Source organism: Streptomyces griseoflavus (genome assembly GCF_014649995.1).
GTDB classification, from domain to species: Bacteria; Actinomycetota; Actinomycetes; order Streptomycetales; family Streptomycetaceae; genus Streptomyces; species Streptomyces griseoflavus.
In genome coordinates, this window is the sequence record NZ_BMUC01000017.1 from 128,631 (window position 1) to 150,928 (window position 22,298).

The 22,298-nt window shown below is 73.8% G+C and carries 22 protein-coding genes; 12 read left to right on the forward strand and 10 right to left on the reverse strand.

The features are described from left to right. The first annotated feature begins 19 nt into the window (after positions 1-19). The gene (locus IE172_RS28960) at positions 20-709 is read left to right on the forward strand and encodes a copper homeostasis protein CutC (protein ID WP_190100279.1); all 690 of its coding nucleotides are present in this window, start codon (positions 20-22) and stop codon (positions 707-709) included. A gap of 132 nt (positions 710-841) precedes the next feature. On the opposite strand, the gene IE172_RS28965 is transcribed toward IE172_RS28960, so the two are convergent. Together IE172_RS28965 and IE172_RS28970 are read right to left on the reverse strand one after the other, a co-directional pair. Beyond that, positions 842-2,911 carry a HelD family protein gene (locus tag IE172_RS28965; RefSeq protein ID WP_190100280.1) on the reverse strand — a complete coding sequence of 690 codons (2,070 nt, stop codon included), beginning with the start codon at positions 2,909-2,911 and terminating at the stop codon, positions 842-844. A gap of 211 nt (positions 2,912-3,122) precedes the next feature. After that, positions 3,123-4,037 (reverse strand): helix-turn-helix domain-containing protein, encoded by a 915-nt coding sequence (locus IE172_RS28970; protein ID WP_190100281.1) that lies wholly within the window; start codon positions 4,035-4,037, stop codon positions 3,123-3,125. 93 nt (positions 4,038-4,130) lie between these two features. Between IE172_RS28970 and IE172_RS28975 the strand changes: the two genes are divergently transcribed. Beyond that, a complete protein-coding gene (locus IE172_RS28975) occupies positions 4,131-5,003 on the forward strand; it encodes an aldo/keto reductase family oxidoreductase (RefSeq protein ID WP_190100282.1) in 873 nt (290 codons plus the stop codon). A gap of 147 nt (positions 5,004-5,150) precedes the next feature. Beyond that, positions 5,151-5,336, forward strand: a complete 186-nt coding sequence (locus IE172_RS28980; RefSeq protein WP_190100283.1) for a hypothetical protein — start codon at positions 5,151-5,153, stop codon at positions 5,334-5,336. Positions 5,337-5,362: 26 nt separating this feature from the next. On the opposite strand, the gene IE172_RS35185 is transcribed toward IE172_RS28980, so the two are convergent. Next, entirely contained in the window at positions 5,363-6,121 is a 759-nt protein-coding gene (locus IE172_RS35185; RefSeq protein ID WP_190100284.1) for a helix-turn-helix domain-containing protein, read from the reverse strand. Between the two features lie 222 nt (positions 6,122-6,343). On the opposite strand from IE172_RS35185, the gene IE172_RS28990 reads away from it, so the two are divergent. The 3 genes from IE172_RS28990 (at position 6,344) to IE172_RS29000 (ending at position 8,661) form a co-directional block, all read left to right on the forward strand. Next, complete coding sequence (locus tag IE172_RS28990; RefSeq protein ID WP_190100285.1) at positions 6,344-7,318, forward strand: ATP-binding cassette domain-containing protein; 975 nt, start codon at positions 6,344-6,346, stop codon at positions 7,316-7,318. Further along, entirely contained in the window at positions 7,315-8,100 is a 786-nt protein-coding gene (locus IE172_RS28995) for an ABC transporter permease (protein WP_190100286.1), read from the forward strand. The genes IE172_RS28990 and IE172_RS28995 overlap by 4 nt, the downstream gene beginning before the upstream one ends. A gap of 180 nt (positions 8,101-8,280) precedes the next feature. Next, positions 8,281-8,661, forward strand: coding sequence for a hypothetical protein (locus IE172_RS29000; RefSeq protein WP_190100287.1), 381 nt, complete (start codon positions 8,281-8,283; stop codon positions 8,659-8,661). Positions 8,662-8,670: 9 nt separating this feature from the next. On the opposite strand, the gene IE172_RS29005 is transcribed toward IE172_RS29000, so the two are convergent. Beyond that, positions 8,671-10,314, reverse strand: a complete 1,644-nt coding sequence (locus IE172_RS29005; protein WP_190100288.1) for a DNA repair helicase XPB — start codon at positions 10,312-10,314, stop codon at positions 8,671-8,673. Between the two features lie 191 nt (positions 10,315-10,505). Further along, positions 10,506-13,190 (reverse strand): helicase C-terminal domain-containing protein, encoded by a 2,685-nt coding sequence (locus IE172_RS29010; RefSeq protein WP_190100289.1) that lies wholly within the window; start codon positions 13,188-13,190, stop codon positions 10,506-10,508. Positions 13,191-13,307: 117 nt separating this feature from the next. On the opposite strand from IE172_RS29010, the gene IE172_RS29015 reads away from it, so the two are divergent. After that, the gene (locus tag IE172_RS29015) at positions 13,308-14,282 is read left to right on the forward strand and encodes a hypothetical protein (protein WP_190100290.1); all 975 of its coding nucleotides are present in this window, start codon (positions 13,308-13,310) and stop codon (positions 14,280-14,282) included. A gap of 149 nt (positions 14,283-14,431) precedes the next feature. Continuing rightward, a complete protein-coding gene (locus IE172_RS29020; RefSeq protein ID WP_190100291.1) occupies positions 14,432-15,073 on the forward strand; it encodes an HAD family hydrolase in 642 nt (213 codons plus the stop codon). Positions 15,074-15,077: 4 nt separating this feature from the next. On the opposite strand, the gene IE172_RS29025 is transcribed toward IE172_RS29020, so the two are convergent. Then, entirely contained in the window at positions 15,078-15,341 is a 264-nt protein-coding gene (locus IE172_RS29025) for a hypothetical protein (protein ID WP_190100292.1), read from the reverse strand. 164 nt (positions 15,342-15,505) lie between these two features. On the opposite strand from IE172_RS29025, the gene IE172_RS35295 reads away from it, so the two are divergent. Further along, complete coding sequence (locus tag IE172_RS35295; RefSeq protein ID WP_004929962.1) at positions 15,506-15,889, forward strand: cold-shock protein; 384 nt, start codon at positions 15,506-15,508, stop codon at positions 15,887-15,889. A gap of 11 nt (positions 15,890-15,900) precedes the next feature. Here IE172_RS35295 and IE172_RS29035 read toward each other — a convergent pair whose 3' ends face one another. The 4 genes from IE172_RS29035 to IE172_RS29050 form a co-directional block, all read right to left on the reverse strand. Continuing rightward, entirely contained in the window at positions 15,901-16,770 is an 870-nt protein-coding gene (locus tag IE172_RS29035) for a 1,4-dihydroxy-6-naphtoate synthase (protein WP_190100293.1), read from the reverse strand. After that, positions 16,757-17,518, reverse strand: a complete 762-nt coding sequence (locus IE172_RS29040; protein ID WP_229886520.1) for a futalosine hydrolase — start codon at positions 17,516-17,518, stop codon at positions 16,757-16,759. The genes IE172_RS29035 and IE172_RS29040 overlap by 14 nt, the downstream gene beginning before the upstream one ends. Then, positions 17,488-17,961, reverse strand: coding sequence for a DUF2703 domain-containing protein (locus IE172_RS29045; RefSeq protein WP_229886522.1), 474 nt, complete (start codon positions 17,959-17,961; stop codon positions 17,488-17,490). Before IE172_RS29045 ends, IE172_RS29040 begins: the two co-directional genes overlap by 31 nt. Before the next feature lie 63 nt (positions 17,962-18,024). Further along, positions 18,025-19,458 (reverse strand): MFS transporter, encoded by a 1,434-nt coding sequence (locus IE172_RS29050; protein WP_190100294.1) that lies wholly within the window; start codon positions 19,456-19,458, stop codon positions 18,025-18,027. Positions 19,459-19,845: 387 nt separating this feature from the next. On the opposite strand from IE172_RS29050, the gene IE172_RS29055 reads away from it, so the two are divergent. The 3 genes from IE172_RS29055 to IE172_RS29065 all read left to right on the forward strand — a co-directional run bounded on the left by IE172_RS29055 (position 19,846) and on the right by IE172_RS29065 (position 22,228). Continuing rightward, positions 19,846-20,772: a DUF3027 domain-containing protein gene (locus IE172_RS29055; protein ID WP_190100295.1), complete on the forward strand. Its 927-nt coding sequence runs from the start codon at positions 19,846-19,848 to the stop codon at positions 20,770-20,772. 371 nt (positions 20,773-21,143) lie between these two features. Continuing rightward, positions 21,144-22,022 carry a helix-turn-helix domain-containing protein gene (locus IE172_RS29060; protein ID WP_190100296.1) on the forward strand — a complete coding sequence of 293 codons (879 nt, stop codon included), beginning with the start codon at positions 21,144-21,146 and terminating at the stop codon, positions 22,020-22,022. Further along, positions 22,019-22,228: a DUF397 domain-containing protein gene (locus IE172_RS29065; RefSeq protein WP_190100297.1), complete on the forward strand. Its 210-nt coding sequence runs from the start codon at positions 22,019-22,021 to the stop codon at positions 22,226-22,228. Before IE172_RS29060 ends, IE172_RS29065 begins: the two co-directional genes overlap by 4 nt. Positions 22,229-22,298 lie beyond the last annotated feature (70 nt).

Genomic DNA, 22,298 nt, shown 5'->3' on the forward strand with positions numbered 1-22,298 from the left:
GCCCGAGGAATGGGGTCCCATGAGCAAGCGTGCAGTCCTGGAGGTGATCGCCCTCGATGCCGAGGACGCGGTGGCCGCCCAGGCCGGAGGTGCGGACCGCCTCGAGCTGGTGACGGACATGGCCGCCGACGGGCTCACGCCGGCGGCCACGACCGTCGCGGCGATCCGGGCGGCCGTGGACATCCCGGTGCGGGTGATGCTGCGGCTCGCCGACGGGTTCGCCGCGGGGGACGCCTCGCGGCTGGTGGCCGCGGCGGGCGAGATGCGGGAGGCCGGGGCGGAGGAGTTCGTGCTCGGGTTCCTCGACGCGGACGGGGGCGTGGACCTGGGGGCGGTGGAGCGGGTCGCGGGGGCGCTGGAGGGGTGCCGGTGGACGTTCCACCGGGCCATCGACCGCGCCGCCGACCGGGGTGCGCTGCGGAAGCAGCTCGCGGACTTCCCCGGGCTGGACACGTATCTGACGGCCGGGGCGGCCGCGGGTGTGGACGCCGGTCTGCCGACGCTGCTCGCGGAGGCGGAGCGCCGGGGTGAGCCGGGGTACGAGCAGCAGCTGCTGGTGGGTGGCGGGCTGCGCCTGGAGCACGTGCCGGTGCTGCTGGCGGCGGGGATCGACGGGTTCCACATCGGCGGGGCCGCCCGGCCGGGCGGCTGGGACGGTCCGGTGTCGGCGGAGGCCGTGGGGGAGTGGCGGCGGGTGCTGGGGGGCTGAGCGTTCGCTCCTTCGTCGGCGGGCGCCGGGGCCGGACGGGGACGGGTCGCGCGGCCCGGCGTTCACGGGACGCCTCCCCCGCCGCCCACCCGTGCCGCACGACCAACCGTGACGAGCGGGGAGCGGTGGTGGTCAGGTCAGCTGGTCGGGCAGCGGGGCCGTGTGGGTGATGGTCAGGCCGGAGACCGCTCGGGTGAGGGTGACGTACAGGCGGCGGAGACCGGTGCGTTCGTCGGGTTCGGCGTCGACCACCGCGCGGGGTTCGTCGAGGAGCACGTAGTCGTATTCGAGGCCCTTCGCCAGGGAGGCCGGCACCAGGGTCAGGCGGGTGGCCCGGGTCGTCTCCTCGCCGGGGGCGACGTAGGTGATGTCCGCCGCCGTCAGGGCCTTCGCCAGTTCCGGGATGCCGGCGTCCGCCGCGATCAGGCCCACCGAGCCCTCGTTGCGCAGGAGTTCGCGGCAGGCGGCGACCACGTCGTCCGTCCCCCGGGACGGGCGGACCTCGAAGAAGCCCGGGTTCTCGCGGATCGACGCCACCGGGGTGAGGCCCGGCGCGATGTGCGGGAGGAGCCGCGACGCGTAGGTGATGACGTCCGTCGGGACGCGGAAACCGGCCGTCAGTTCCTCGATGACGGCGTCCCGCTTGCCCAGGTGGAGCAGGGCCTCCTCCCAACTGCGCGTGGCCCACGGGGTGGTGCCCTGGGCCAGGTCGCCGAGGACCGTCGCCGAACCGGTCGTGCAGCGGCGGCCCACCGCCCGGTACTGCATGGGGGACAGGTCCTGCGCCTCGTCGAGCACCACGTGCCCGAGGGAGTGCGTGCGCCGGACCAGGTCGGCCGCCTCGTCGATCAGCACCGCGTCCGCGGACGACCACTTCGCCGACTTCACCGAGCGGGCGGGCTTCGCCCACAGGATCGTCTTCTGCTCCCGCTCGTCGAGCAGGCCCGCCGCGTGCTCGGCGAGGAAGTCGGGGTCGCCCAGCAGCCGCAGCACCAGTTTCGCCGGGTCGACGGCCGGCCAGACCGTCTTCACCGCCGCCTTCACCGCCGCGTTGCGCGCCACCGCGTCCTGCACCCGGTCGTCCGGCGCCTCGCCGGCCCGCTCCATCTGCACCAGCACGGCGTGCGCGATGCGCTGCGGGAGGGCTTCGCGGGCGGCGCCGTAGCGGATGCCGCGGTCCAGCAACTGCCGCACCAGTTCCTCCAGTTCGTACGCGGGGACGCGCCAGCGGCGCGATCCGCGCACGACCGTGACCGGTTCGGTGGGCATCGTGACGTGGGAGTAGAGGGCCCGGCGCAGGACCTCGGCCATCCGGGCGTCGCCCTTGACGACCGCGGCCGGCGCCTCGTCCTCGCCGCGCACCTCGACGTGCGCCACCAGGTCGTCCACCGTGGCCTGGGCGACCGCCAGCTCACCGAGCGCGGGCAGCACCTGCTCGATGTAGTGCAGGAACGACCGGTTCGGCCCGACGACCAGCGTGCCGGTGCGGGCCAGCCGCTCGCGGTGGGCGTAGAGAAGGTAGGCGACCCGGTGCAGGCCGACGGCCGTCTTCCCGGTGCCGGGGCCTCCCTGCACGCACACGCTGCCGGACAGGCCGGACCGTACGATCTCGTCCTGCTCGGGCTGGATGGTGGCGACGATGTCCCGCATCGGGCCGACGCGCGGACGCTCGATCTCCCGCTGGAGCAGCTTGCTGGTGGTGGCCGCCTCGGCCGGGTCGGAGAGGTGTTCGTCCTCGTAGGCGGTGAGGTCGCCGCCGGTGTAGCCGAAGCGGCGCCGCAGCGCGACGTCCCTCGGGTCCTTCTTCGACGCCCGGTAGAACGGCTGCGACACCGGTGCACGCCAGTCGATCACCATCGGGTCGCCGTCCGCGTCGTGCACATGGCGGCGTCCGATGTAGAACTGCTCCCCCCGCGCGCCCTCGGCCCGCTCGGCGCCGGGGGAGTGCAGGTAGTCGAGGCGGCCGAAGAAGAGCGGGGTGTCGCTGAGGTCGGCCAGTGCCTTGACGCGGTCCTCGATCTGCTGCTGCAGGACGGCGGCGTTGACCCAGTTCGCGGTGACGTCGCTGATGTCGAGGGCCTCCACGTCCTCGCGCATGGCGCGCAGCGCGGAGCGGGACGCGGAGAGGTGGGAGCGTTCGCGGGCGAGCGGGTCGTCCTCGTGGGTGCTCGTGGGCTCGTCGACGGGCGTGGACGCGGACAAGGGGGTGCCTCCGGGGTGCCTGCTGGTGGGGTGGTGCGGAATACCGGCCGGTTTCCGTCCGGACGGCGGCGCTCCGTGAGGGGAGGCGGGCAAGAGCGGAGATTCTAGGACGCGCGGCCGGTGCGGTCCAAACGGTTTGTGCGCCGGACGGGGCGGTGAGCGGGGGTGGGGCGGTGGGCGGGGCGAGGCGGCCCGCCGGTGGCCGCGCCGGTCAGTGCGGGGGCGTCGCGTCGTCCGCTTCCCGCGCACCGGGTGCGTCGTCCGCCCGCCGCGCGCCCGTCGCGTCGGTCCGCCGCCGCGCCGGTTCCGTGGTCAGCGAGGCGAGCAGGGCGAGCCGTTCGGCGTCCTCGCTTCCCGGCTCGGCGTGGTAGACCGCGAGCGTCATCCCGTCGGGGCCGTCGACGTCGAGTTTCGACATGGTGAGGTTCAGGCGTCCGACCTGGGGATGGTCCATCCCGATCGGCCCGTCGCCCGGTGGCCGCACGTCGTGGCGCGCCCACACCTTGCGGAACTCGTCGCTGGCCAGGGAGAGTTCACCGACGATCCGGACGACCCGCGGGTCGTCGACGTCGGACCCGAGCCGGCGGCGGAAGGCGGCGACGCAGCGGGCCGCCGTGTGGGCCCAGTCGGTGTGCAGTGCCTGTTCGGCGGGGTCGAGGAAGAACGACCGGAGCCGGTTCTCCCCCACCCGCAGGCCCGGGGCCAGGGCGGTGGCGAGCGGGTTGGCCGCGATCACGTCGAGGGTCCGGTCCGTCACGAAGGCCGGCAGCCCGATCGCGTCGAGCAGCTGTGCCGTGGCCGGCGGAACGGCTCGCCGCCGGGGCCGGCGGTGGCTGCGGGGGCGCGGCGCGGCGAGCTGGTGGAGGTAGCCGGTGGCGGTGTCGTCGAGCCGGAGCACCCGGGCGAGCGCGTCGAGGACCTGGACGGACGGGTTGCGGTCGCGGCCCTGCTCCAGCCGCAGGTAGTAGTCGGAGCTGATGCCGGCGAGCATGGCCACCTCCTCGCGGCGCAGCCCCGGCACCCGGCGCATCCCGTGGGCCGGCAGTCCGATGTCCTCGGGTGTCACCAGCTCCCGGCGCGCCCGGAGGTAGTCACCGAGCAGGTTCTCCTCAGGCATGTGCCTCATGGTAGGCGCGCGGGGCCGCCCGTCCCTGTCCCTGTCACTCCCAGGAACGGCAGGGACCTGGGCGGACCGGCCGGCGGCACGGACGGTGGGGGCATGAGTACTTCGACCACATCCCTTCCCGGCGGCACCTGGACGATGGGCGACCTGACCGTCAGCCGCTTCGGCTACGGCGCCATGCAGCTGGCCGGTCCCGGCGTGATGGGACCGCCGGCCGACCACGACGGGGCGCTCGCGGTGCTGCGCGAGGCCGTACGTCTCGGCATCACCCACATCGACACCGCCGACGCCTACGGGCCGCACGTCACCAACCGGCTGATCCGCGAGGCCCTGCACCCCTACCCCGAGTCCGTGCACGTCGTGACCAAGGTGGGCGCGGTCCGCGACGCGCAGGGCGGCTGGCCCCCGGCCCGGGAGCCGGACGACCTGCGCCGGGCCGTCCACAGCAACCTGGAGAACCTCGGCGTGGAGTCGCTGGACCTCGTCAACCTCCGGCTCGGCGACGCGCAGGGCCCGCGGCCCGGCTCGCTCGCCAGGTCCTACGGGACGCTCGTCGAACTCCAGCAGCAGGGTCTGATCCGGCACCTCGGCCTGAGCAACGCCACCGCCGAGCAAATCGCCGAGGCGGAGACCATCGCCCCGTTCGTCTGCGTGCAGAACCTGTACAACCTGGCGCACCGTCAGGACGACGACCTCGTCGACCGGCTCGCCGAGCAGGGCATCGCCTATGTGCCCTTCTTCCCGCTGGGCGGCTTCAGCCCGTTGCAGTCCTCGGCGCTGTCCGCCGTGGCCGCCCGGCTCGGCACCCGTCCGATGCCCCTCGCCCTGGCCTGGCTGCTGCACCGCTCGCCCAACATCCTGCTCATCCCCGGCACGTCGTCGCTGGCGCACCTGCGGGAGAACATCACCGGCGCCGGCCTCACGCTGTCCGGGGAGGACCTCGCCGAGCTCGACGCGATCGGCCGCTGACCGCCTGCCCCATGGGGGCCGGCACCCCTAGGGGACGGCCCGTCCCGCCTGAGGGGGACGGGTCGTCCCGGAGGCGTACGGGGGGAGCCCGCGGATCGGTCCCTTCGACCGATGCCCGTCCGGGGGCCGGAGCGCAACCATGGAGACATGAGCGCAGCGACCCTCCACCCCACCGCACCGCCGGTCCGGCCGACCGGCGCGACCCCGGTCGGGGGCAGCCATCCGCACCGCCTCGGTGACGCCCTGCGTGCCGTCAGGGTGTTCCTCGGCGCCGCCTTCGACGTGGTCGTCCTCGGCGAGTACGGCGAGGAAGCGGGCGTCCGCCACAAGTAGGCGCGCCCTCTGACCGGCCGGGCCGGTCACCCCTGCCCCGGGCGCGGATCCGTGCCGTCGTCCGAGGTGGCCCCGGGGTGTTCGCGGAGGATGTCACGCGCCTGCTCGGCCGCGCGGACGAGGGTCTCGGCGGTGTAGTCGAGGAAGCGGGCGGCGTGCTCCAGGCGGACGGCGGCCGGTGTGCCGGGTCCCATGATGTCCACTCCCTGCCGTGAGGTCTCGGCGATCTGCGCGGTGGACCGGGCGCTCGCCATCATCGACTGGTACCAGATGTCCTCGTCGAAGCCGTAGCGCTCGCGGCGGCCCTCACCGCGTTCCCGGCGGACGAGGTCCTGGCTCTCCAGGTACGTGATCGCCTTGGAGATGGACGCCGGGCTGACCTGGAGGTGCCGGGCGAGTTCGGCGGCCGTGAGGCTGCCGCTGTCGGTGAGGGTGAGGCACGCCATGATGCGGGCCATCATCCTCGGCGTGCCCGACGCCATGAAGACCGTGGTGAGGGTCTCCTCGTACGCGCGCACGGCCTCCGCGTCGCGTCCGTGGTCCCCGGGGCGCGCGTGTGCCTCCCCGGGTGCGGCCGGCCGTCTGCGCCGGTGGGCGCGGCGTTCGGTGGCGCGGTGGGCCAGGTCCGCACGGTAGGCGGTGGGGCCGCCGTTGCGCATCACCTCGCGCGTGACCGTGGAGGTGGGGCGGTCGAGACGTCTGGCGATCTCCGCGTACGCGAGCCCGTCGGCCAGCCCCAGGGCGATCCGCTGGCGTTCCTGCTGGGTGAGCCTGCCTCCTGGCACCGCGGTCTCCTTCTGGGTCCGTGAGGTCTCCAGCCTAGCGTTCACTCCCACTTCATTGCAACGGTCGAGCATCCGTTGTTGCATTAGAGTGCAGAGTAGTTGCAACGAAAAGCGTGCGCTGAACTGCATAAACGAATTTACAGTGCAACAAGTGCGTTGCCCAAACCATGAACGCAACGTAGCGTTTCCGGTGTCAGAAACAACGACCCGAAGGGGCGCACGATGCACTGCGACACCCCCGCCCGGAGTGCGGCCATCGTGGCCGACGGGCTGCGGAAGTCCTACGGCGACAAGGTCGTGCTCGACGGCGTCGACCTGTCCGTCCCGGAAGGCACGATCTTCTCCCTGCTCGGCCCGAACGGCGCCGGCAAGACCACCGCCGTCAAGATCCTCTCCACCCTCGTCACCGCGGACGCCGGTGACCTGCGGGTCGGCGGCCACGACCTCGCCACCGACCCCCAGGCCGTCCGGGCGGCGATCGGCGTCACCGGACAGTTCTCCGCCGTCGACGGCCTGATCACCGGCGAGGAGAACATGCTGCTGATGGCCGACCTGCACCACCTGTCCCGGCGCGAGGGGCGGCGGGTCGCCGCCGAACTGCTGGAACGGTTCGACCTCACCGAGGCGGCGAAGAAGCCCGCCTCGACCTACTCCGGCGGCATGAAGCGCCGCCTCGACCTCGCCATGACCCTCGTCGGCGCCCCGCGGATCATCTTCCTCGACGAGCCGACCACCGGCCTCGACCCGCGCTCCCGCCACAGCATGTGGCAGATCATCCGGGAACTGGTCTCGGGCGGTGTCACCGTCTTCCTCACCACCCAGTACCTGGAGGAGGCCGACGAACTCGCCCACCGCATCGCCGTGCTCCACGACGGCCGGATCGCCGCCGAGGGCACCGCCGACGAACTCAAGCGGCTCGTCCCCGGCGGGCACGTCCGGCTCCGCTTCACCGACCCGGCCGGCTACCGGTCCGCCGCCGACGCCCTGCGCGAGGCGGCCCGGGACGACGAGGCCCTCGCCCTCCGGATCCCCAGCGGCGGCAGCCAGCGCGAACTGCGCTCCCTCCTCGACCGGCTGGACTCCGCCGGCGTCGAGGCCGACGAACTCACCGTGCACACCCCCGACCTCGACGACGTCTTCTTCGCCCTCACCGGCGGCGCCGCCGTCCCCCACCAGCCCACGGAGGCCGCCCGATGAGCACCCTCGCCCTGGCCGTACGCGACTCGTCCACGATGCTGCGCCGCAACCTCCTGCACGCGCGCCGCTACCCCTCCCTCACCCTGAACCTGCTGCTCACGCCCGTCATGCTGCTGCTGCTCTTCGTCTACGTCTTCGGAGGCGTGATGAGCGCGGGCATGGGCGGAGCGGACCGCTCCGTGTACGTCGCCTACCTCGTGCCGGGCGTGCTGCTGATGACCATCGGCTCCACCACGATCGGCACCGCCGTGTCCGTCTCCATGGACATGACCGAGGGCATCATCGCCCGTTTCCGCACGATGGCCATCCACCGGGGCTCCGTGCTCGTCGGACACGTCATCGGCAGCGTGCTCCAGTCGGTCGCGAGCGTGATCCTCGTCGGCGCCGTGGGCGTGGCCGTCGGCTTCCGCTCCACGGACGCCACGGTCCTGGAGTGGCTGGCCGCGTTCGGACTGCTGGTCCTGTTCGCCCTGGCGCTCACTTGGATCGCCGTCGGCATGGGCCTGGTCAGCCCCAACGCCGAGGCGGCCGGCAACAACGCGATGCCGCTGATCCTGCTGCCGCTCCTGTCCAGCGCCTTCGTCCCGCTCGACGGGATGCCGGGCTGGTTCCGGCCGATCGCCGAGTACCAGCCCTTCACCCCGGCCATCGAGACACTGCGCGGCCTGCTGCTCGGCACGGAGATCGGCCACCACGGCTGGCTGGCCGTGGCCTGGTGCCTGGTCCTGGCGGTGCTCGGCTACTTCTGGTCGGCCGCCAGGTTCGCCCGGGACCCGCGGTGAGGCCCTGCCAGGAACCTGCGAGGAACCCGCAAGGAAAGCACCGTGTGTCCCGCCCCCGGGGCGGCGTGCTCCGACACCGCGTCGGAGTACGCCGCCCCGCCGGCGTCTGAGTACGCGCACGCGCCCCGCTGAGTACCCGCGCCGGTGCGCCGCCCCCCACCGGGCCGCTTCACTGACCGTATGAAGAACGAGCACACCGCACCCGTGTCGCCGGCCCGGCGGTACCGGACCGAGCGGGACCCGCGCGCCTGGGTGGCACCCGCCGTCGCCACCGGGCTCGGGGCGCTGCTGGCACCGGCGGCCGTGCTGCTCGGCGCGATGTCCGTGATGGCGACCGACAGCTGCGGACCCGACCACTGCTCGCAGGCACTGACGACCGCCCTGGACGTGATCTTCGGGACCCTCTTCTTCGGCGGCATCCTCGCGGCCGGCGCCTGGCTCACCTCCTGGCTGCTGCCCCGGACCCGCCGCTGGTCGGTGCCGCGTATCTGGCTGGCCGGGCTCTCCCTACTGCCCTGGCTGGTCGTCCTGGCCCTGGTGTTCAACCTGCCCGAGGGGTGACGCGCCCGCTCAGTTCCCGGCCAGCAACTCGTCCGCGTCCATGATCCGGTAGGCGTACCCCTGCTCGGCGAGGAACCGCTGGCGGTGCGCCGCGAAGTCCTGGTCGATGGTGTCCCGGGCGACCACGGAGTAGAAGTGCGCCTTGTGCCCGTCCGCCTTCGGCCGCAGCACCCGGCCGAGCCGCTGCGCCTCCTCCTGCCGGGAGCCGAAGGTGCCCGACACCTGGATCGCGACCGTCGCCTCCGGCAGGTCGATGGAGAAGTTCGCGACCTTGGACACGACCAGGACGCTGATCTCGCCCTCCCGGAACGCGTCGAACAGCTTCTCCCGCTGGGCGTTCGACGTCTCGCCCTTGATCACCGGCGCGTTCAGGTGCTCGCCCAGTTCGTCGAGCTGGTCGATGTACTGACCGATGACGAGGATCTGCTGGCCCGCGAACCGCCGGACGATCGCCTCCGTCACCTTCTGCTTGGTCGCCGTCGTCGAGCAGAACCGGTACTTCTCCTCCTGCTCCGCCGTCGCGTACGCCAGCCGCTCGGACTCGGTGAGACCGACCCGGACCTCCACGCAGTCGGCCGGGGCGATGTAGCCCTGCGCCTCGATCTCCTTCCACGGCGCGTCGAACCGCTTCGGGCCGATCAGCGAGAACACGTCCGACTCGCGGCCGTCCTCACGGACCAGGGTCGCCGTCAGGCCGAGCCGCCGCCGGGCCTGGAGGTCGGCGGTGAACTTGAAGACGGGCGCGGGCAGCAGGTGCACCTCGTCGTAGAGGATCAGGCCCCAGTCCCGGGAGTCGAACAGCTCCAGGTGCGGGTAGACGCCCTTCCGCTTCGTCGTCAGCACCTGGTAGGTGGCGATGGTGACGGGCCGGATCTCCTTGCGCGTCCCGCTGTACTCGCCGATCTCGTCCTCGGTCAGCGAGGTCCGCTTCACCAGCTCGTGCTTCCACTGACGGGCCGAGACGGTGTTGGTGACCAGGATCAGCGTGGTCGACTTCGCCTGCGCCATCGAGCCCGCGCCGACCAGTGTCTTGCCCGCGCCGCAGGGGAGGACGACCACACCGGAGCCGCCGTGCCAGAAGTTCTCCACGGCCTGCTTCTGGTACGGGCGCAGCGCCCACCCGTCCTCGACCAGCTCGATGGGGTGCGCCTCGCCGTCCACGTAACCGGCGAGGTCCTCGGCCGGCCAGCCCAGCTTCAGCAGCGTCTGCTTGATCTGCCCGCGCTCCGAGGGGTGCACGATCACCGTGTCGGGGTCGATCCGGGCGCCGACGAGCGGCGCGATCCGCTTGGAGCGCAGCACCTCCTCCAGCACGGGCCGGTCGGTGCTGGTCAGCACGAGACCGTGCGCCGGGTGCTTGACCAGGCTGAGCCGGCCGTAGCGGTCCATGGTGTCGGCGATGTCGACGAGCAGCGCGTGCGGCACCGGGTAGCGGCTGTACTGCACCAGCGCGTCCACGACCTGCTCGGCGTCGTGCCCGGCCGCCCGCGCGTTCCACAGACCCAGCGGCGTCACCCGGTAGGTGTGGATGTGCTCGGGAGCGCGCTCCAGTTCGGCGAAGGGCGCGATGACCCGCCGGCAGTCGTCGGCCTGCTCGTGGTCGACCTCGAGGAGGAGGGTCTTGTCGGACTGGACGATGAGCGGACCATTCACGCGCGGCTGCCTTTCTGCGGCTCGGCGACGGACGCGGCCGGCACTGCACGGCCAAACGTCCAGTTTGCCTGATCGCACGCCACCGGTGCCCCGGGCGGCCCGAGCCGCTTCGACGGGGACGGCGTGAGCTTGTTCACCGACCGGGGCCCGGCGCGGGCGCGGTGCGCCCGGACGGCCGCGGACCGGCCGGGTCAGTCCCGTTCGTCCGCCAGCTCCGCCACGCCCGTGATCCGGTGCAGCGGATACGTCCGGACCTCCTCGGCGGTGTGGTCGTACGCCGTGACGAAGCCGCCCTCGACGCGCACCGGGGCGATCACGCGCTGGCTCGCCGCGCCCTCGGCGTTGACGTAGCCGATCCACAGGGCCTCACCGGTGAGGACGGCGGCCTGCACGGTGGCCAGGGTCTCGGCCGCGGTCGTCCGCGGCGGCTCGCCGCCGCCGGAGCGGTCACCGGCGGCCGGTCTGCGCGGTGCGGTGGCGGCGAGGTCGCCGGCGCGGACGGCCCGCACCGCCGCGTGCAGCAACGTGTCGTCGGGGACGGGCGGCCCGTCCGGGACCGGCTCGGGAGGCGTGCGGGGCGGGGTGCGGCGGGCGTCGGCGCGGGTGATGAGGACATCACCCTCGGCGGACTCCGCGGCCGGCGCGAAACCCATCGCGCGCAGCCCCTCCAGCAGCCCGGCCGGGCCGGCCTGCGCGGCCAGCACGGTCGGCGCGAGTCGCCGCAGCCCCAGCGTGGCGGCGCGTTTGTCGGCGAGGATCTCGCCCAGCATCGCGTCGTCGTCGCAGCGGACGTACGCCGAGGCCGCACCGACCCGCAGGTGCCCGTGCCGGCGGGCGACGTCGTCGATCAGGTACGCGAGCGGCTGCGGGACGGGCGTACGGGAGTGCGCGGCGAGGAAGGCGTGCAGGTCGGAGGCGGTCCGCCCGGCGTCGAGGGCGCGCCGTACCGAGCCGGGCGTGAACCGGTAGACCGTCGCCCCACCCTTCGACTCCACGTCCGCCAGGACCCCCAGCGTCTCGGCGAGCGGCCGCTCCAGCGGGCCCGGCGCCACCGCCGTCAGATCGGCCTGGAGCAGCACGTGGTCCAGCGGCTCGGGCAGCAGCGGCGCGAGCAGCCGGGCGGCCGCGGCGGCGGCGGTGGCCCGCTCGGGCGGGGAGAGCGGCGCGGGCACGGACGCGGGCGCGGCGGGCCGGTGGTGGACGGGCAGCTTGTCACCGGGCCCGGCCGGCTCCGCCTCCTGCGCCCGCCGGGGCGCGGGCGCGCCGATCAGCGCCCGCCCGTGCGAGGACAGGGCACCCCGCCCGGTCACCCCGAGCATCTCCGCCTCGGACAGCGCCCACCGCGCCAGCAGGGTCCGCAGGTCGTCCCCGCCCTCCCCGGCGGCCGGCGCGCCGCGCCCGCCGTCGCCGGGCTGTCCCACCGCGCCGCGAGCGCCGCCCTCCGCCGGCACGGCACCTCCCCGCCCGCCCCGCGGCGGCCGTTCCCACCGCAGACGGTCCAGTACCGACCCGGTGGCCGGCGCGGCTCCCTCCGGCAGGGCGGCCAGCAGCGTCAGCACCCGGTGCCGCACCTCCGGGGCGGCCGACCGGTCCAGGCCCGGGCCCAGCGCCGACAGACTGTGGTCCTTCGCGTCCCGCCCGCCGACCAGCCCCGCCGACCGGGTCGCCGCCAGCCACGCCGTGGCCAGGTGGGCCCACCGCTCCGCGTCCGGCCGCTCCAGCCACTCGTCGTACGCCGGTGTCGCCGCGTACCGCTCGTCGTCCCCCACTGCCTTGACGGCGTGGGAGGTACCCCCACCCCCGTCGGAGGCCAGCAGCCCGGCCGCGTAGGCCAGTTCCACCCAGAACGCGGCCACCGGCTCGGTCACGTCGAGGGCCGCGGCGGTCCGCTTCAGGTCGCGCACGCTCAGCCCGCCCGCCCGCAGCACCGCCGGACCGCCCTCGTGCCAGTCCTTCAGCAACTCCTCGACCGTCGCCAGCGCCGTGTGGGCCTGCCCGGCCGCCGTCGCGTCCACCACCTGGGGACGGTGCGTGGCGGCCGCCTCGACCGGCGGTGGCACCGGCTCCGGCGTCCGGTGCGCACGCCCCGCCCGCAGCCGCAGCGCCACCTCGCGCGGCAGGACGACCGTCCCGGGCGCCGTCGGCAGCAGCAGCCCCCGGTCCAGCAGCCAGCGCAGCCGGGGCGCCGGATCGGCGGTCACCTGCCCGTACGGCGGCCCCCACACCAGCCGCTCCAGCACCTCCACGGACTCCGCGGGCGCCTCGTCGAGCAGCGCCGACATCCGCACCGGGTCGCTGAACAGGGCGGTCAGCGCCGTCACCGCGGACACCGAGTCGTGCGTGGACGGCAGTCCCGCCGTCGCCACGATTTCCTGGATACGACCCGGCGACATCCCCGCCGTCGCCTCCCGCACCGTCGGGCCGAGCCCGGTCGGCGACGGGTGCTGCGGCGACGGCGCCAGCAGCTCACGCGCCGTGCGGACCAGCCGCAACCGGTCGTCACCGCCCCACACCAGGGCTTGCTCGCGCAGCACACCGAGCGCGCGCGGCAGCGCGGCGGACACCGCCGGGTCGGCGGCGCCGCCCGCGCCGTCGTCCCCCGCGAGCAGCGTGAGCAGTTCGCCGTACGTCGCCGGGTCCGGCGCCACGGCCAGTGCCTGCGCGGTCTGCAGCGTGAACCGGTCCAGCCGCTCCAGGGCGCGCACCACCGAGGCGCGGGTGCCGGCACGGGTGGCGAGCTGGGTGAGATCCGTGGGCACGGGCGTGACGAGGTCCGGCCGGCCGCGCAGCAGCGCGGCCAGCGAGACGTCGTCCCGCCCCCGAAGGGCCTCGGCGAGGGATCGGGGGGCCGCCGCGGGCTTCTCCTCGGTGCTCATCCGGTTCACGTTAGCGGTTGGCCGCGTCCACGGGGTGCCGGGAGTTGGGCCGGCCGGCCCCGCTCGCGGTACCGTCGGGCGACGGTGTCCCAACGCATCCGTCCCGGAGGGGACTTCGTGGGTATCGAGAGTGACCGGGTCGTCTACGAATATCTGAGCCGCGTCGGCGATGTCGCGCAGCAGCGGCAGCTGCCGTCGGCGGCCCGCATGCGGCTGGTCGCCGAGCTGCGCGACGAGATCGACCGGCGGCGGGCGAAGGCCGTGGTCGACTCGCCGGCCGCGGTGCGCCGCATCATCTCCCGCATCGGGACGCCGACCGAGGTCGTCACGGCGGCGGAGGACGGCTCCGGCACGGCTCCCGCCGTCCCCGAGGCGCCCGCCGTCGTGCCGGTGCAGCGCGAGCGCGGTGAGCGGCCGAAGGGTGTCCTGCGCAAGGTGGTGCCGCGGCCCCGCCCGGCCGAGCCGGCGGACCCCGCGCCGACCGCCGTGCCGTCCCCGCCGCACCGCGCCGGTACGGACGAACTCGGGGACAGCGCCTCCCAGCCCGACTGGTGGCGCGTCGACACCAGCGCGTTCGGTGTCGGGGACGAGGTGCCCGGCTTCGTGGGGGGTGTGGAGATCCCCGAGCTGCTGCGGCCCCCGGCGGCGAAGGAGAGGGACGAACCGGAGCGTGCCGCCGAGCCCGCGGACGTGCCGGAGGCGGAGGCGGCCGAGGTGCCGCGCCGCCGTCGCCTCCTGCGGCTGCCCTCCCGCCGCTGGAGCAACCCCCTGCTGCTGCTCGCCGCCGGCCTGCTGGTCGTGGGCGCGGTGCTCGGCAAGTGGTTCGCCCTGATCCTCGGCTGGCTCATCGCCTACGCCTCACGGCGGCTCACCGCGGCGGAGTCGAAGGCGGCGGTCGTCGTCATTCCCGGGCTCGCGCTCACGGGCGGGGTGCTGTGGCTGTGGGGGAGGACGCAGGGACGCTGGGGCGAGCCGATCGCCGAGGGCCACATGAACGCCGCGCTCACCGAGACGTGGCCGTGGGTCATCCGAGGCGCCGCCATCGCCTCGGCCCTCTTCCTGATCTGGCGCTCCCAACGCCCCCGCCCCTGACTCCCCCCACCGACCTGGGCTGATCAGCCCCTCCGCCGCATTCCAGCCCCTCCGGCGTTCGAGGAGCGGGGTCCGGGGCGGAGCCCCCGGGGGGGACGGGAAGGGGCGGCGCGGCCGTGCTGCGAGCAGCCCCCGGCACAATGGCGGGCATGGCCTCCACGACGCCCCTCCCGCCCACCGTCGGCTTCGACCTCGACATGACGCTCATCGACTCCCGCCCCGGCATCCACGCCTGCTACCTGGCCCTGGCCGAGCGGACGGGTACGTACATCGACGCCGACCTCGCGGTCAGCCGCCTCGGCCCGCCCCTGGGCGACGAGCTGATCAACTGGTTCCCGGCCGACCGCGTCGACGAGGTCGCCGACCTGTACCGGGAGATGTACCCGGCGTACGCCATCACGCCCACCCTCGCGCTCCCCGGCGCCCGTGAGGCGATAGCGGCGGTACGGGAGGCGGGCGGGCGGGCGATCGTCGTCACGGCGAAGTACGAACCCAACGCCAAGCTGCACCTGGCCCACCTCGGCATCGAGCCGGACGCGGTGATCGGCGGGCTGTGGGCCGAGCAGAAGGCGCTGGCGCTGCGCGAGCACGAGGCCGCCGTCTACGTCGGCGACCACGTGGGCGACGTGCGCGGCGCGCGGACCGCCGGCGCCCTGTCCGTCGCGGTGGCCGGCGGCCCCTGCGACGCCACCGAGCTGCGGGAGGCCGGCGCCGACGTGGTGCTCACCGACCTCACCGAATTCCCGCGATGGTTTTCCGACTACCGCACCGGCTCCCCCTCGGGCACCTGACCGACTATCCCTCGGACACCTGACCGGCCGCCCGCGCCGTCCGCCGCCCCGCCGCGACCGAACGGAGTACCCCCGCCCCCGCCATCAGGAATCCGACACCCATCAGCATGCTCAGGACGAACATGTACGTCGGAAAGGGCGTCGTACCGAGGAACAGCGGGGCCACCGTGACCAGAGTGGCCACGGCGCCGACGATGAACACCAGGGCACCGGCACGAACCAGACCGTCGCCGGGCGCTGCGGAATTCGCTTGGGTTTTGTCACGCACCCGACCAGGGTAGTTCCTGCGCGAGAGGAACGACCCGGTGACGTCTTGTCACCGGCCCGAAGACCATTAGCCTTGGAACCGGCGGGTCATCGGGCCCGCCCGAGTGCTATCACGAGCCGTTTTCCGAAGCAGTTTTCCCGACGAGTACGAGGACGAGGACAGACGTGCCCACCGGCAAGGTCAAATGGTTCAACAGTGAGAAGGGCTTCGGCTTTCTCTCCCGTGACGACGGCGGCGACGTCTTCGTGCATTCCTCGGTCCTCCCCGCCGGAGTCGAGGCCCTCAAGCCGGGCCAGCGCGTGGAGTTCGGTGTGGTCGCCGGACAGCGCGGTGACCAGGCGCTGTCCCTGACCATCCTCGACCCGACCCCGTCGGTCGCGGCGGCCCAGCGCAAGAAGCCGGACGAGCTGGCCTCCATCGTCCAGGACCTGACGACCCTGCTGGAGAACATCACGCCGTCGCTGGAGCGCGGCCGCTACCCCGAGCGGGCGGCCGGCAAGAAGATCGCCGGCCTGCTCCGCGCGGTCGCCGACCAGCTCGACGTCTAGGACCCCGGCACCTACGGGAACCGCAGCGCGTCCGGGCCGAGGGGCGGCACGAGTCCCTCGGCCGCGGCGCGGGTGAGCAGTCCGCGGACGGCCGCGTAGCCGTCCTCGCCGAGGTCGGCGGTGAACTCGTTGACGTACAGCCCGATGTGCTGGTCGGCGACGGCCGGGTCCATCTCCTGCGCGTGCTCCATGACGTACGGCCGGGACGCCTCGGGGTCGTCCCAGGCGGCCCGTACGGAGGTGCGGATCGAGGCGGCGAGCCGGGTCAGCGTCTCCTCGCCCAGCGACCTCCTGGCGATGATCGCGCCCAGCGGGATGGGCAGGCCCGTAGTCCGCTCCCAGTGCTCGCCCATGTCGGCGAGCTTGTGCAGCCCGTAGTCCTGGTAGGTGAAGCGCGCCTCGTGGATGACGAGGCCCGCGTCGACCTTCCCGTCCCGCACGGCGGGCATGATCTCGTGGAACGGCATCACCACGATCCGGCCGACCCCGCCGGGCAGGACATCGGCCGCCCACAGCCGGAACAGCAGGTACGCCGTCGACCTCTCGCTCGGCACGGCGACGGTGCGGCCGGTCAGGTCCGCGCCCGCCTCCCGGGTGAGCACCAGCGGCCCGCAGCCGCGCCCCAGCGCACCCCCGCACGGCAGCAGCGCGTACTCGTCGAGGACGTACGGCAGCACCGCGTACGACACCTTCAGCACGTCCAGTTCGCCGCGCTCGGCCATGCCGTTGGTGAGGTCGATGTCGGCGAAGGTGACGTCGAGGGCGGCCGCGTCCGGGACGCGGCCGTGGGCGAGGGCGTCGAAGACGAAGGTGTCGTTCGGGCAGGGGGAGTAGGCGATCCGCAGCCGCTGCCGGTCGCCGGTGTGCTCACTGGTGGTCATGCTGGTCATGCTGATTCCAACTCTCCAGGACGGGCGCGAGCTTCCCGAAGCCCTCGGTGAGGGCGGTCAGGGCGTCGCCGATGCGCCAGGCGGCGCGGTCGCGCGGGCCGACGGGGTTCGACACCGCCCGCACCTCCAGCACCGGCACACCGTGCGCGGCGGCGGCCTCGGCGACGCCGAAGCCCTCCATCGCCTCGGCGAGGGCCCGCGGGTGACGGGCGTGGAGCGCGTCGGCCCGGGCGGCGGTCCCGGTCACCGTCGACACGGTGAGCACGGTCCCGGTGCGCGCGCCGGACGCGGCGGCGGCCTCCCGGACCAGGGCGGCGGGCGGGCGGTGGGTGACGGTGCCGAAGCCGAGGTCGGTGACGGGCAGGAAACCGTCGGGTGTCTCGGCGCCCAGGTCGGCCGCGGTGATCTCGTCGGCGACGACGAGGGAGCCGAGGGGCGCGCGCGGCGGGAAGCCGCCGCCGATCCCGGCGGAGACGACCAGGCGGTAGGGCCGGCCGTCGAGGGCGGCGGCGGTCAGCGCGGCGGCTGTGGACGCGGCGGCGAGCGCCGGACCGACCCCGGCGGCGAGGAGGTCGGCCGCGCCGGTGACCCGGTGCACCGTCGTGCCGGGCAGCACGATCTCCTCCACCGGGCCCGGGAACGCCCGGGCCACCGCATCCCGCTCGGCGGGGACCGCGGTGGCCACGAGAACGCGTGCGGACGACGTGATCAGGCGTCCTTCTTCAGGCGGAAGGACCACAGGGCCGTGGTGTCCTTCTCGCCCTCCTTGATGGACACGAGCGTCGAGTCGCCCTGGGCGCCGTACTGGGCGTTGAAGAACACGCTGCCCGGGATGGTGCGGTAGGTCTTGGTGCTGGAGTCGGTGAGCGGCTGACCGTTCATCAGGATGGTCCAGCCCTTGTCGGCGACGTCCGGGTCGACGCCGAAGCGGACCGTCTCGTCGGGGTCGACGGTGATCTCGTCGATGCCCTTGTCCTGGAGGCACTTGTTCAGGTCGGCGGCCTTGATGGCCTCGTCCTCGCCACCACAGGTCGCCTCGGAGCTCACCGAGTCGCTGCCCACCGTGATGGTGGCCATCGGCGTCGGCTTGTCACAGGCGGCCAGGACGAGCAGTCCGGCGGATACGGCGCCGGCGGCGGCGACGGCGCGGCGGCGTCGCACAGCGGATTGCAGCGTGGTCATGGCGGAAGGCTATCGGGCGCGTCGGCCCGGCCCCCCACGTGGGGGTACGGCGTGGCCGGAGCGTTACGCCACTCGCGCCTGCCCCGCGTGCCCCTGGCGGGCCGAGCGGATCAGCCCGCGGACCGTGGTCAGCCAGCCCGTCGCGACGATCGCCGCGCCCACGGCCAGCCCCAGCGGCCCGATGAGCGGCATCGCGATGCCGACCGCGCCGCCGAGCACCCACGACATCTGCAGCAGTGTCTCCGAACGGGCGAACGCCGAGGTGCGGACGAGTTCGGGCACGTCCCGCTGGATCAGCGCGTCCAGCGACAGTTTCGCCAGCGCCTGCGCGAACCCGGCGATCGCGGCGAGACACGCCACGAGGACCGCGCCGAAGAACGCCGCCGCCACGATCGCCGCGCTCACCACGCACGCCACCACCGTCACGATGATGATCTCCGGGGCGCGTGACCTGAGGCCCGCCCCGACCGCCGTGCCGAGGGCGTTGCCCGCACCGGCCGCCACACCCACTATGCCGAGCGACACCGCGGCGCTCTGACCGGACATCGGGTGCTCGCGCAGCAGGAACGCCAGGAAGAAGATGAGGAAGCCGGTGAGGCAGCGGATGGAGGCGTTGGCGGCCAGGGCGTGGGTCACCGCCGGGCCGACCGTGCGCAGTCCCGGGCGCTTGTCCGCCTTGCGGTGCGGGCCGTGCAGGTGCTGCTCGTCGGCGGCGAGCAGGGCCACCGCCTCGCCCTTGCCGGAGTCCACCTTGGGGGGCAGCCGGAACGACAGGAACATGCCCGTCACGAACAGCGCGAACGCCCCGTACAGCGGCCAGCGCGGTCCGATCTGGTGCAGGCCCGCGCCGATCGGGGCCGCGATGCCGGTCGCCAGCAGTCCGCCGAGGGTGACCCGTGAGTTCGCCTTCACCAGGGAGAAGGAGGGGGGCAGCAGGCGGGGCACGACCGCGCTTCTGACCACTCCGTAGGCCTTGGAGGCGACCAGTACGCCCAGCGCGGCCGGGTACAGCTCCAGCCCGCCGGTGATCACCGCGCCGGACAGGACGAGGGCCAGCAGTGCCCGGGCCAGCATCGCGCCGGCCATGGCGGCGCGCCGGCCGTGCGGGAGCCGGTCCAGGAGCGGGCCGACCACCGGCGCGAGGAGGGTGAAGGGCGCCATGGTGATGGCCAGGTAGAGGGCGACACGCCCGCGGGCCTCGTCCGTCGGTACGGAGAAGAAGACGGTGGACGCCAGCGCGACCGTGATCATGACGTCGCCGGCGCCGTTCACGCCGTGCAGTTCGATGAGTTTGCCGAGTCCGGACTCCCCGGCGCCGTGCGCGTGGGTCGCCCGGCGGATCCCGCGGGCGGTGCCGGTCACGGGCAGACGCAGGACGCGTCCGCACGCGCGGAGGCGGCCGCCCGCCCCGCCCGTGCCGAGGCGTCGGCCGCTTCCCTTGACCCCTTTGGGCCCACCGGTCCCGGTGGCGCCCTGGGGTGTCCTCGCGGTAGCCACGTCGTCATAGTGCCCCGAGATGCCGGTGCATAGTGCCGTATCCGCCACGGATGGCACTCGGGGTGCCGCTGTACGGCGGAACCGGGGGGTCCGCGCGGGCCCTGACCGGCACGGACGCGACGACGACGGACGGCCGGCGGGAAAACCCTGCCGGAAGCGGGACGCCGCGCCCGGAAACCGGCGCGCGGGACTCCATAACAACCGTCGGTGTAGGCCCAGCGCACGCGAACAGGTAGCGTGCGTATCTCAGCCATCCCGCAGAATGGATGGAGGCGCGCCCGAGCACGTTGCGGCGCGGACGTCGACGCGGTCCCACTGTCCGCTCCGTCCGCCCCCCGCGCTGGGAGTGGCGCACTCGTGAGACGGCGTAGGAGAGAAGCGATACCTGTGAGCGCAGCGACAACGCGAAGCCGCACCCCCGACCGCCTGTGCGCCGAGGCGGTCGACCTCGCCCGCGCCGCAGCCGAGGAGGTTGCCGCGCCCGGGATCGTGGGCGAGCACGAGGGGATGGTCTCCGAGGGAGACCGGGTCGTCACGCACTACTTCGGGTGCGGTGAGCCCGGCTACCGCGGCTGGCGCTGGGCCGTCACGGTCGCCCGCGCCTCCCGGGCCAAGATCGTCACGGTCGACGAGGCGGTGCTGCTGCCCGGCCCCGACGCGCTCCTCGCCCCGGAGTGGGTGCCGTGGAGCGAGCGGCTGCGCCCCGGCGACATGGGGCCCGGCGACCTCCTCCCCACCGACGCCGAGGACCTCCGCCTGGAGCCGGGATACTCCGGCGAGGAGGAGCCGCCGCCGAACTCGGTGGTGTCCGAGGAGATGGCCGACCTGGTGGAGGCCGAGGACGCCGAGGTGACGGCCGGCGCCCCCGCCGACCAGCCCGTCCTCCCCGCCCGCGGCACGATCGCGGCGGTCGCCGAGGAACTGGGCCTGCGCCGGGCCCGCGTCCTGTCCCGCTACGGCCTGCACTCCGCCGCCGACCGCTGGGAGGAGTCGTTCGGCGCGAAGACCCCCATGGCGCAGGCGGCCCCCGCCTCCTGCATGTCGTGCGGCTTCCTCGCCCGCATCGGCGGCTCCCTGGGCCAGGCCTTCGGCGTGTGCGCCAACGAGTTCTCCCCGGCCGACGGCCACGTCGTGTCCCTGGGGTACGGCTGCGGCGGCCACTCGGAGGCCGCGGTCATGCCGAAGCCCCCGCAGCCGCCCCCGCCGGTCATCGACGAGACCCGCGTGGACCCCTTCCCCCTCCGCCCGTCCCCGGACTCCGGCTCGGTCCCGGCGACGGAGGACGAGTCGTCGGCGGAACTGGGGCACTCCTAGCCTGTGGGCGAGGCCGGACCGGGCGGGTGACGCCGGTCCGGCCTCACCGCTCACTCGCCGTCGAAGACGTCCCGGGCCGTCGGGGCGGTGACGGCCCGCCGTTCAGAAGCCCGAGTACGTGATCTGGACTACGTAGACCCGCTCGCCGCGTACGACGACCTGATGGGTGACCATGCCGCCGGGGACGACGATGTCGTCGCCTTTCGGGTCGTCCCCGTCGTACGGGGGGCCGTGCAGGGCCGTGTGGTGTCACTCTGTGCGTGCCTGTCGTCACTGTCCGGTGGTTGTCCGGTGCTGTCGTGGCTGTGCCGACGGTTGGCACGGGTAGGGCGCCAGGCGCGTCACGGACGGTTCCGAGGGAGAGGTGCGGCATGACGGCGGTCGAGGCGGAGGCGGGGCGGCTCAAGGAAGAGGCGGACGAACCCGGTTGGGAGGTGGACCCGGACGACGAGTGGGGCGTCGCGGTCATCACCACCGTCGGACGGCAGCTGAGGCTGCGCCGTGAGGCGGCGGGGATGCGGGCCGCCGACTTCGGCCGGGCCCTCGGGTACGGCGAGGACATGGTCTACAAGATCGAGGGAGGCAAGCGGATCCCTCGTCAGGAGTTCCTGGACCGGGCGGACGAGGTCCTGGAGGCGGGCGGGCTCGTCGCGGCGGCCTGGGAGGACGTGAAGAAGGTCCGGTACCCGAGGACGGTGCGGCAGTTGGGGAAGCTGGAGGGCAGGGCGGTCGAGATCGGGGTGTACGAGTGCAACATCATCGCCGGGTTGTTGCAGACGCCCGACCACGCGCGCGCCGTGATCGGTGCGGCGCAACCGCCCTACTCGCCGGACGACATGGAGCGCATGGTGGCGGCTCGGCTGGCTCGGCAGTTGGTGTTCGAGCGGGACCCGGCCCCCTCGATCCATTTCGTACTGGAGGAAGCGCCGCTGCGTCGACGGGTCGGGGGCACGACGGTGTGGCGGCAGCAGCTCGAACACGTGCTGGAGACAGGCCGGTTGAACAACGTCCGGCTTCAGGTGATGCCGACGGACACCGAGCCGCATCCGGGGCTTGACGGCAGGATCGAGTTGCTGAAGTTCCCGGACGGTACGGCGGTGGGGCGCTCCGACGGTAAGTTCAACGGGCGGCCCGTCTCCGACCCGAAACAGCTCCGCATCCTTGAGCTGCGGTATGGGACCATCCGGGCGCAGGCCCTCCCGCCAAGGGAGTCGCTGGCTTTCATCGAGGAACTGCTGGGAGAGGCATGACGAGCAAAGTCTCCGCCGGGGATGCATCCGACCTGGTGTGGTTCAAGAGCAGCTACAGCGGCGGCACCGACGGCGAGTCGTGTGTCGAACTCGCCCTCACCCCCGGCACCGTCCACGTCCGCGATTCCAAGAACACCGAGGGTCCCCGCATCGCCTTCGCCCCGGACACCTGGGGGGCGTTCGTCCCGTACGCGTCCGGGGCCTGACCTCCGCCCGTCCCTCGGCGACACGGCGACCCCGGGGGCGGCGTGGTGCCGTCCTCGGGGTCGCGGGGTG

Excerpts from the sequence above, each read along its gene's own strand:
- IE172_RS28960 (WP_190100279.1), top strand. The coding sequence starts at position 20 with ATGAGCAAGCGTGCAGTCCTGGAGGTGATCGCCCTCGATGCCGAGGAC.
- IE172_RS28970 (WP_190100281.1), bottom strand. The coding sequence starts at position 4,037 with ATGAGGCACATGCCTGAGGAGAACCTGCTCGGTGACTACCTCCGGGCG.
- IE172_RS28975 (WP_190100282.1), top strand. The coding sequence starts at position 4,131 with ATGAGTACTTCGACCACATCCCTTCCCGGCGGCACCTGGACGATGGGC.
- IE172_RS28980 (WP_190100283.1), top strand. The coding sequence starts at position 5,151 with ATGAGCGCAGCGACCCTCCACCCCACCGCACCGCCGGTCCGGCCGACC.
- IE172_RS28990 (WP_190100285.1), top strand. The coding sequence starts at position 6,344 with ATGCACTGCGACACCCCCGCCCGGAGTGCGGCCATCGTGGCCGACGGG.
- IE172_RS28995 (WP_190100286.1), top strand. The coding sequence starts at position 7,315 with ATGAGCACCCTCGCCCTGGCCGTACGCGACTCGTCCACGATGCTGCGC.
- IE172_RS29000 (WP_190100287.1), top strand. The coding sequence starts at position 8,281 with ATGAAGAACGAGCACACCGCACCCGTGTCGCCGGCCCGGCGGTACCGG.
- IE172_RS29010 (WP_190100289.1), bottom strand. The coding sequence starts at position 13,190 with ATGAGCACCGAGGAGAAGCCCGCGGCGGCCCCCCGATCCCTCGCCGAG.
- IE172_RS29020 (WP_190100291.1), top strand. The coding sequence starts at position 14,432 with ATGGCCTCCACGACGCCCCTCCCGCCCACCGTCGGCTTCGACCTCGAC.
- IE172_RS29035 (WP_190100293.1), bottom strand. The coding sequence starts at position 16,770 with ATGACCACCAGTGAGCACACCGGCGACCGGCAGCGGCTGCGGATCGCC.
- IE172_RS29045 (WP_229886522.1), bottom strand. The coding sequence starts at position 17,961 with ATGACCACGCTGCAATCCGCTGTGCGACGCCGCCGCGCCGTCGCCGCC.
- IE172_RS29060 (WP_190100296.1), top strand. The coding sequence starts at position 21,144 with ATGACGGCGGTCGAGGCGGAGGCGGGGCGGCTCAAGGAAGAGGCGGAC.
- IE172_RS29065 (WP_190100297.1), top strand. The coding sequence starts at position 22,019 with ATGACGAGCAAAGTCTCCGCCGGGGATGCATCCGACCTGGTGTGGTTC.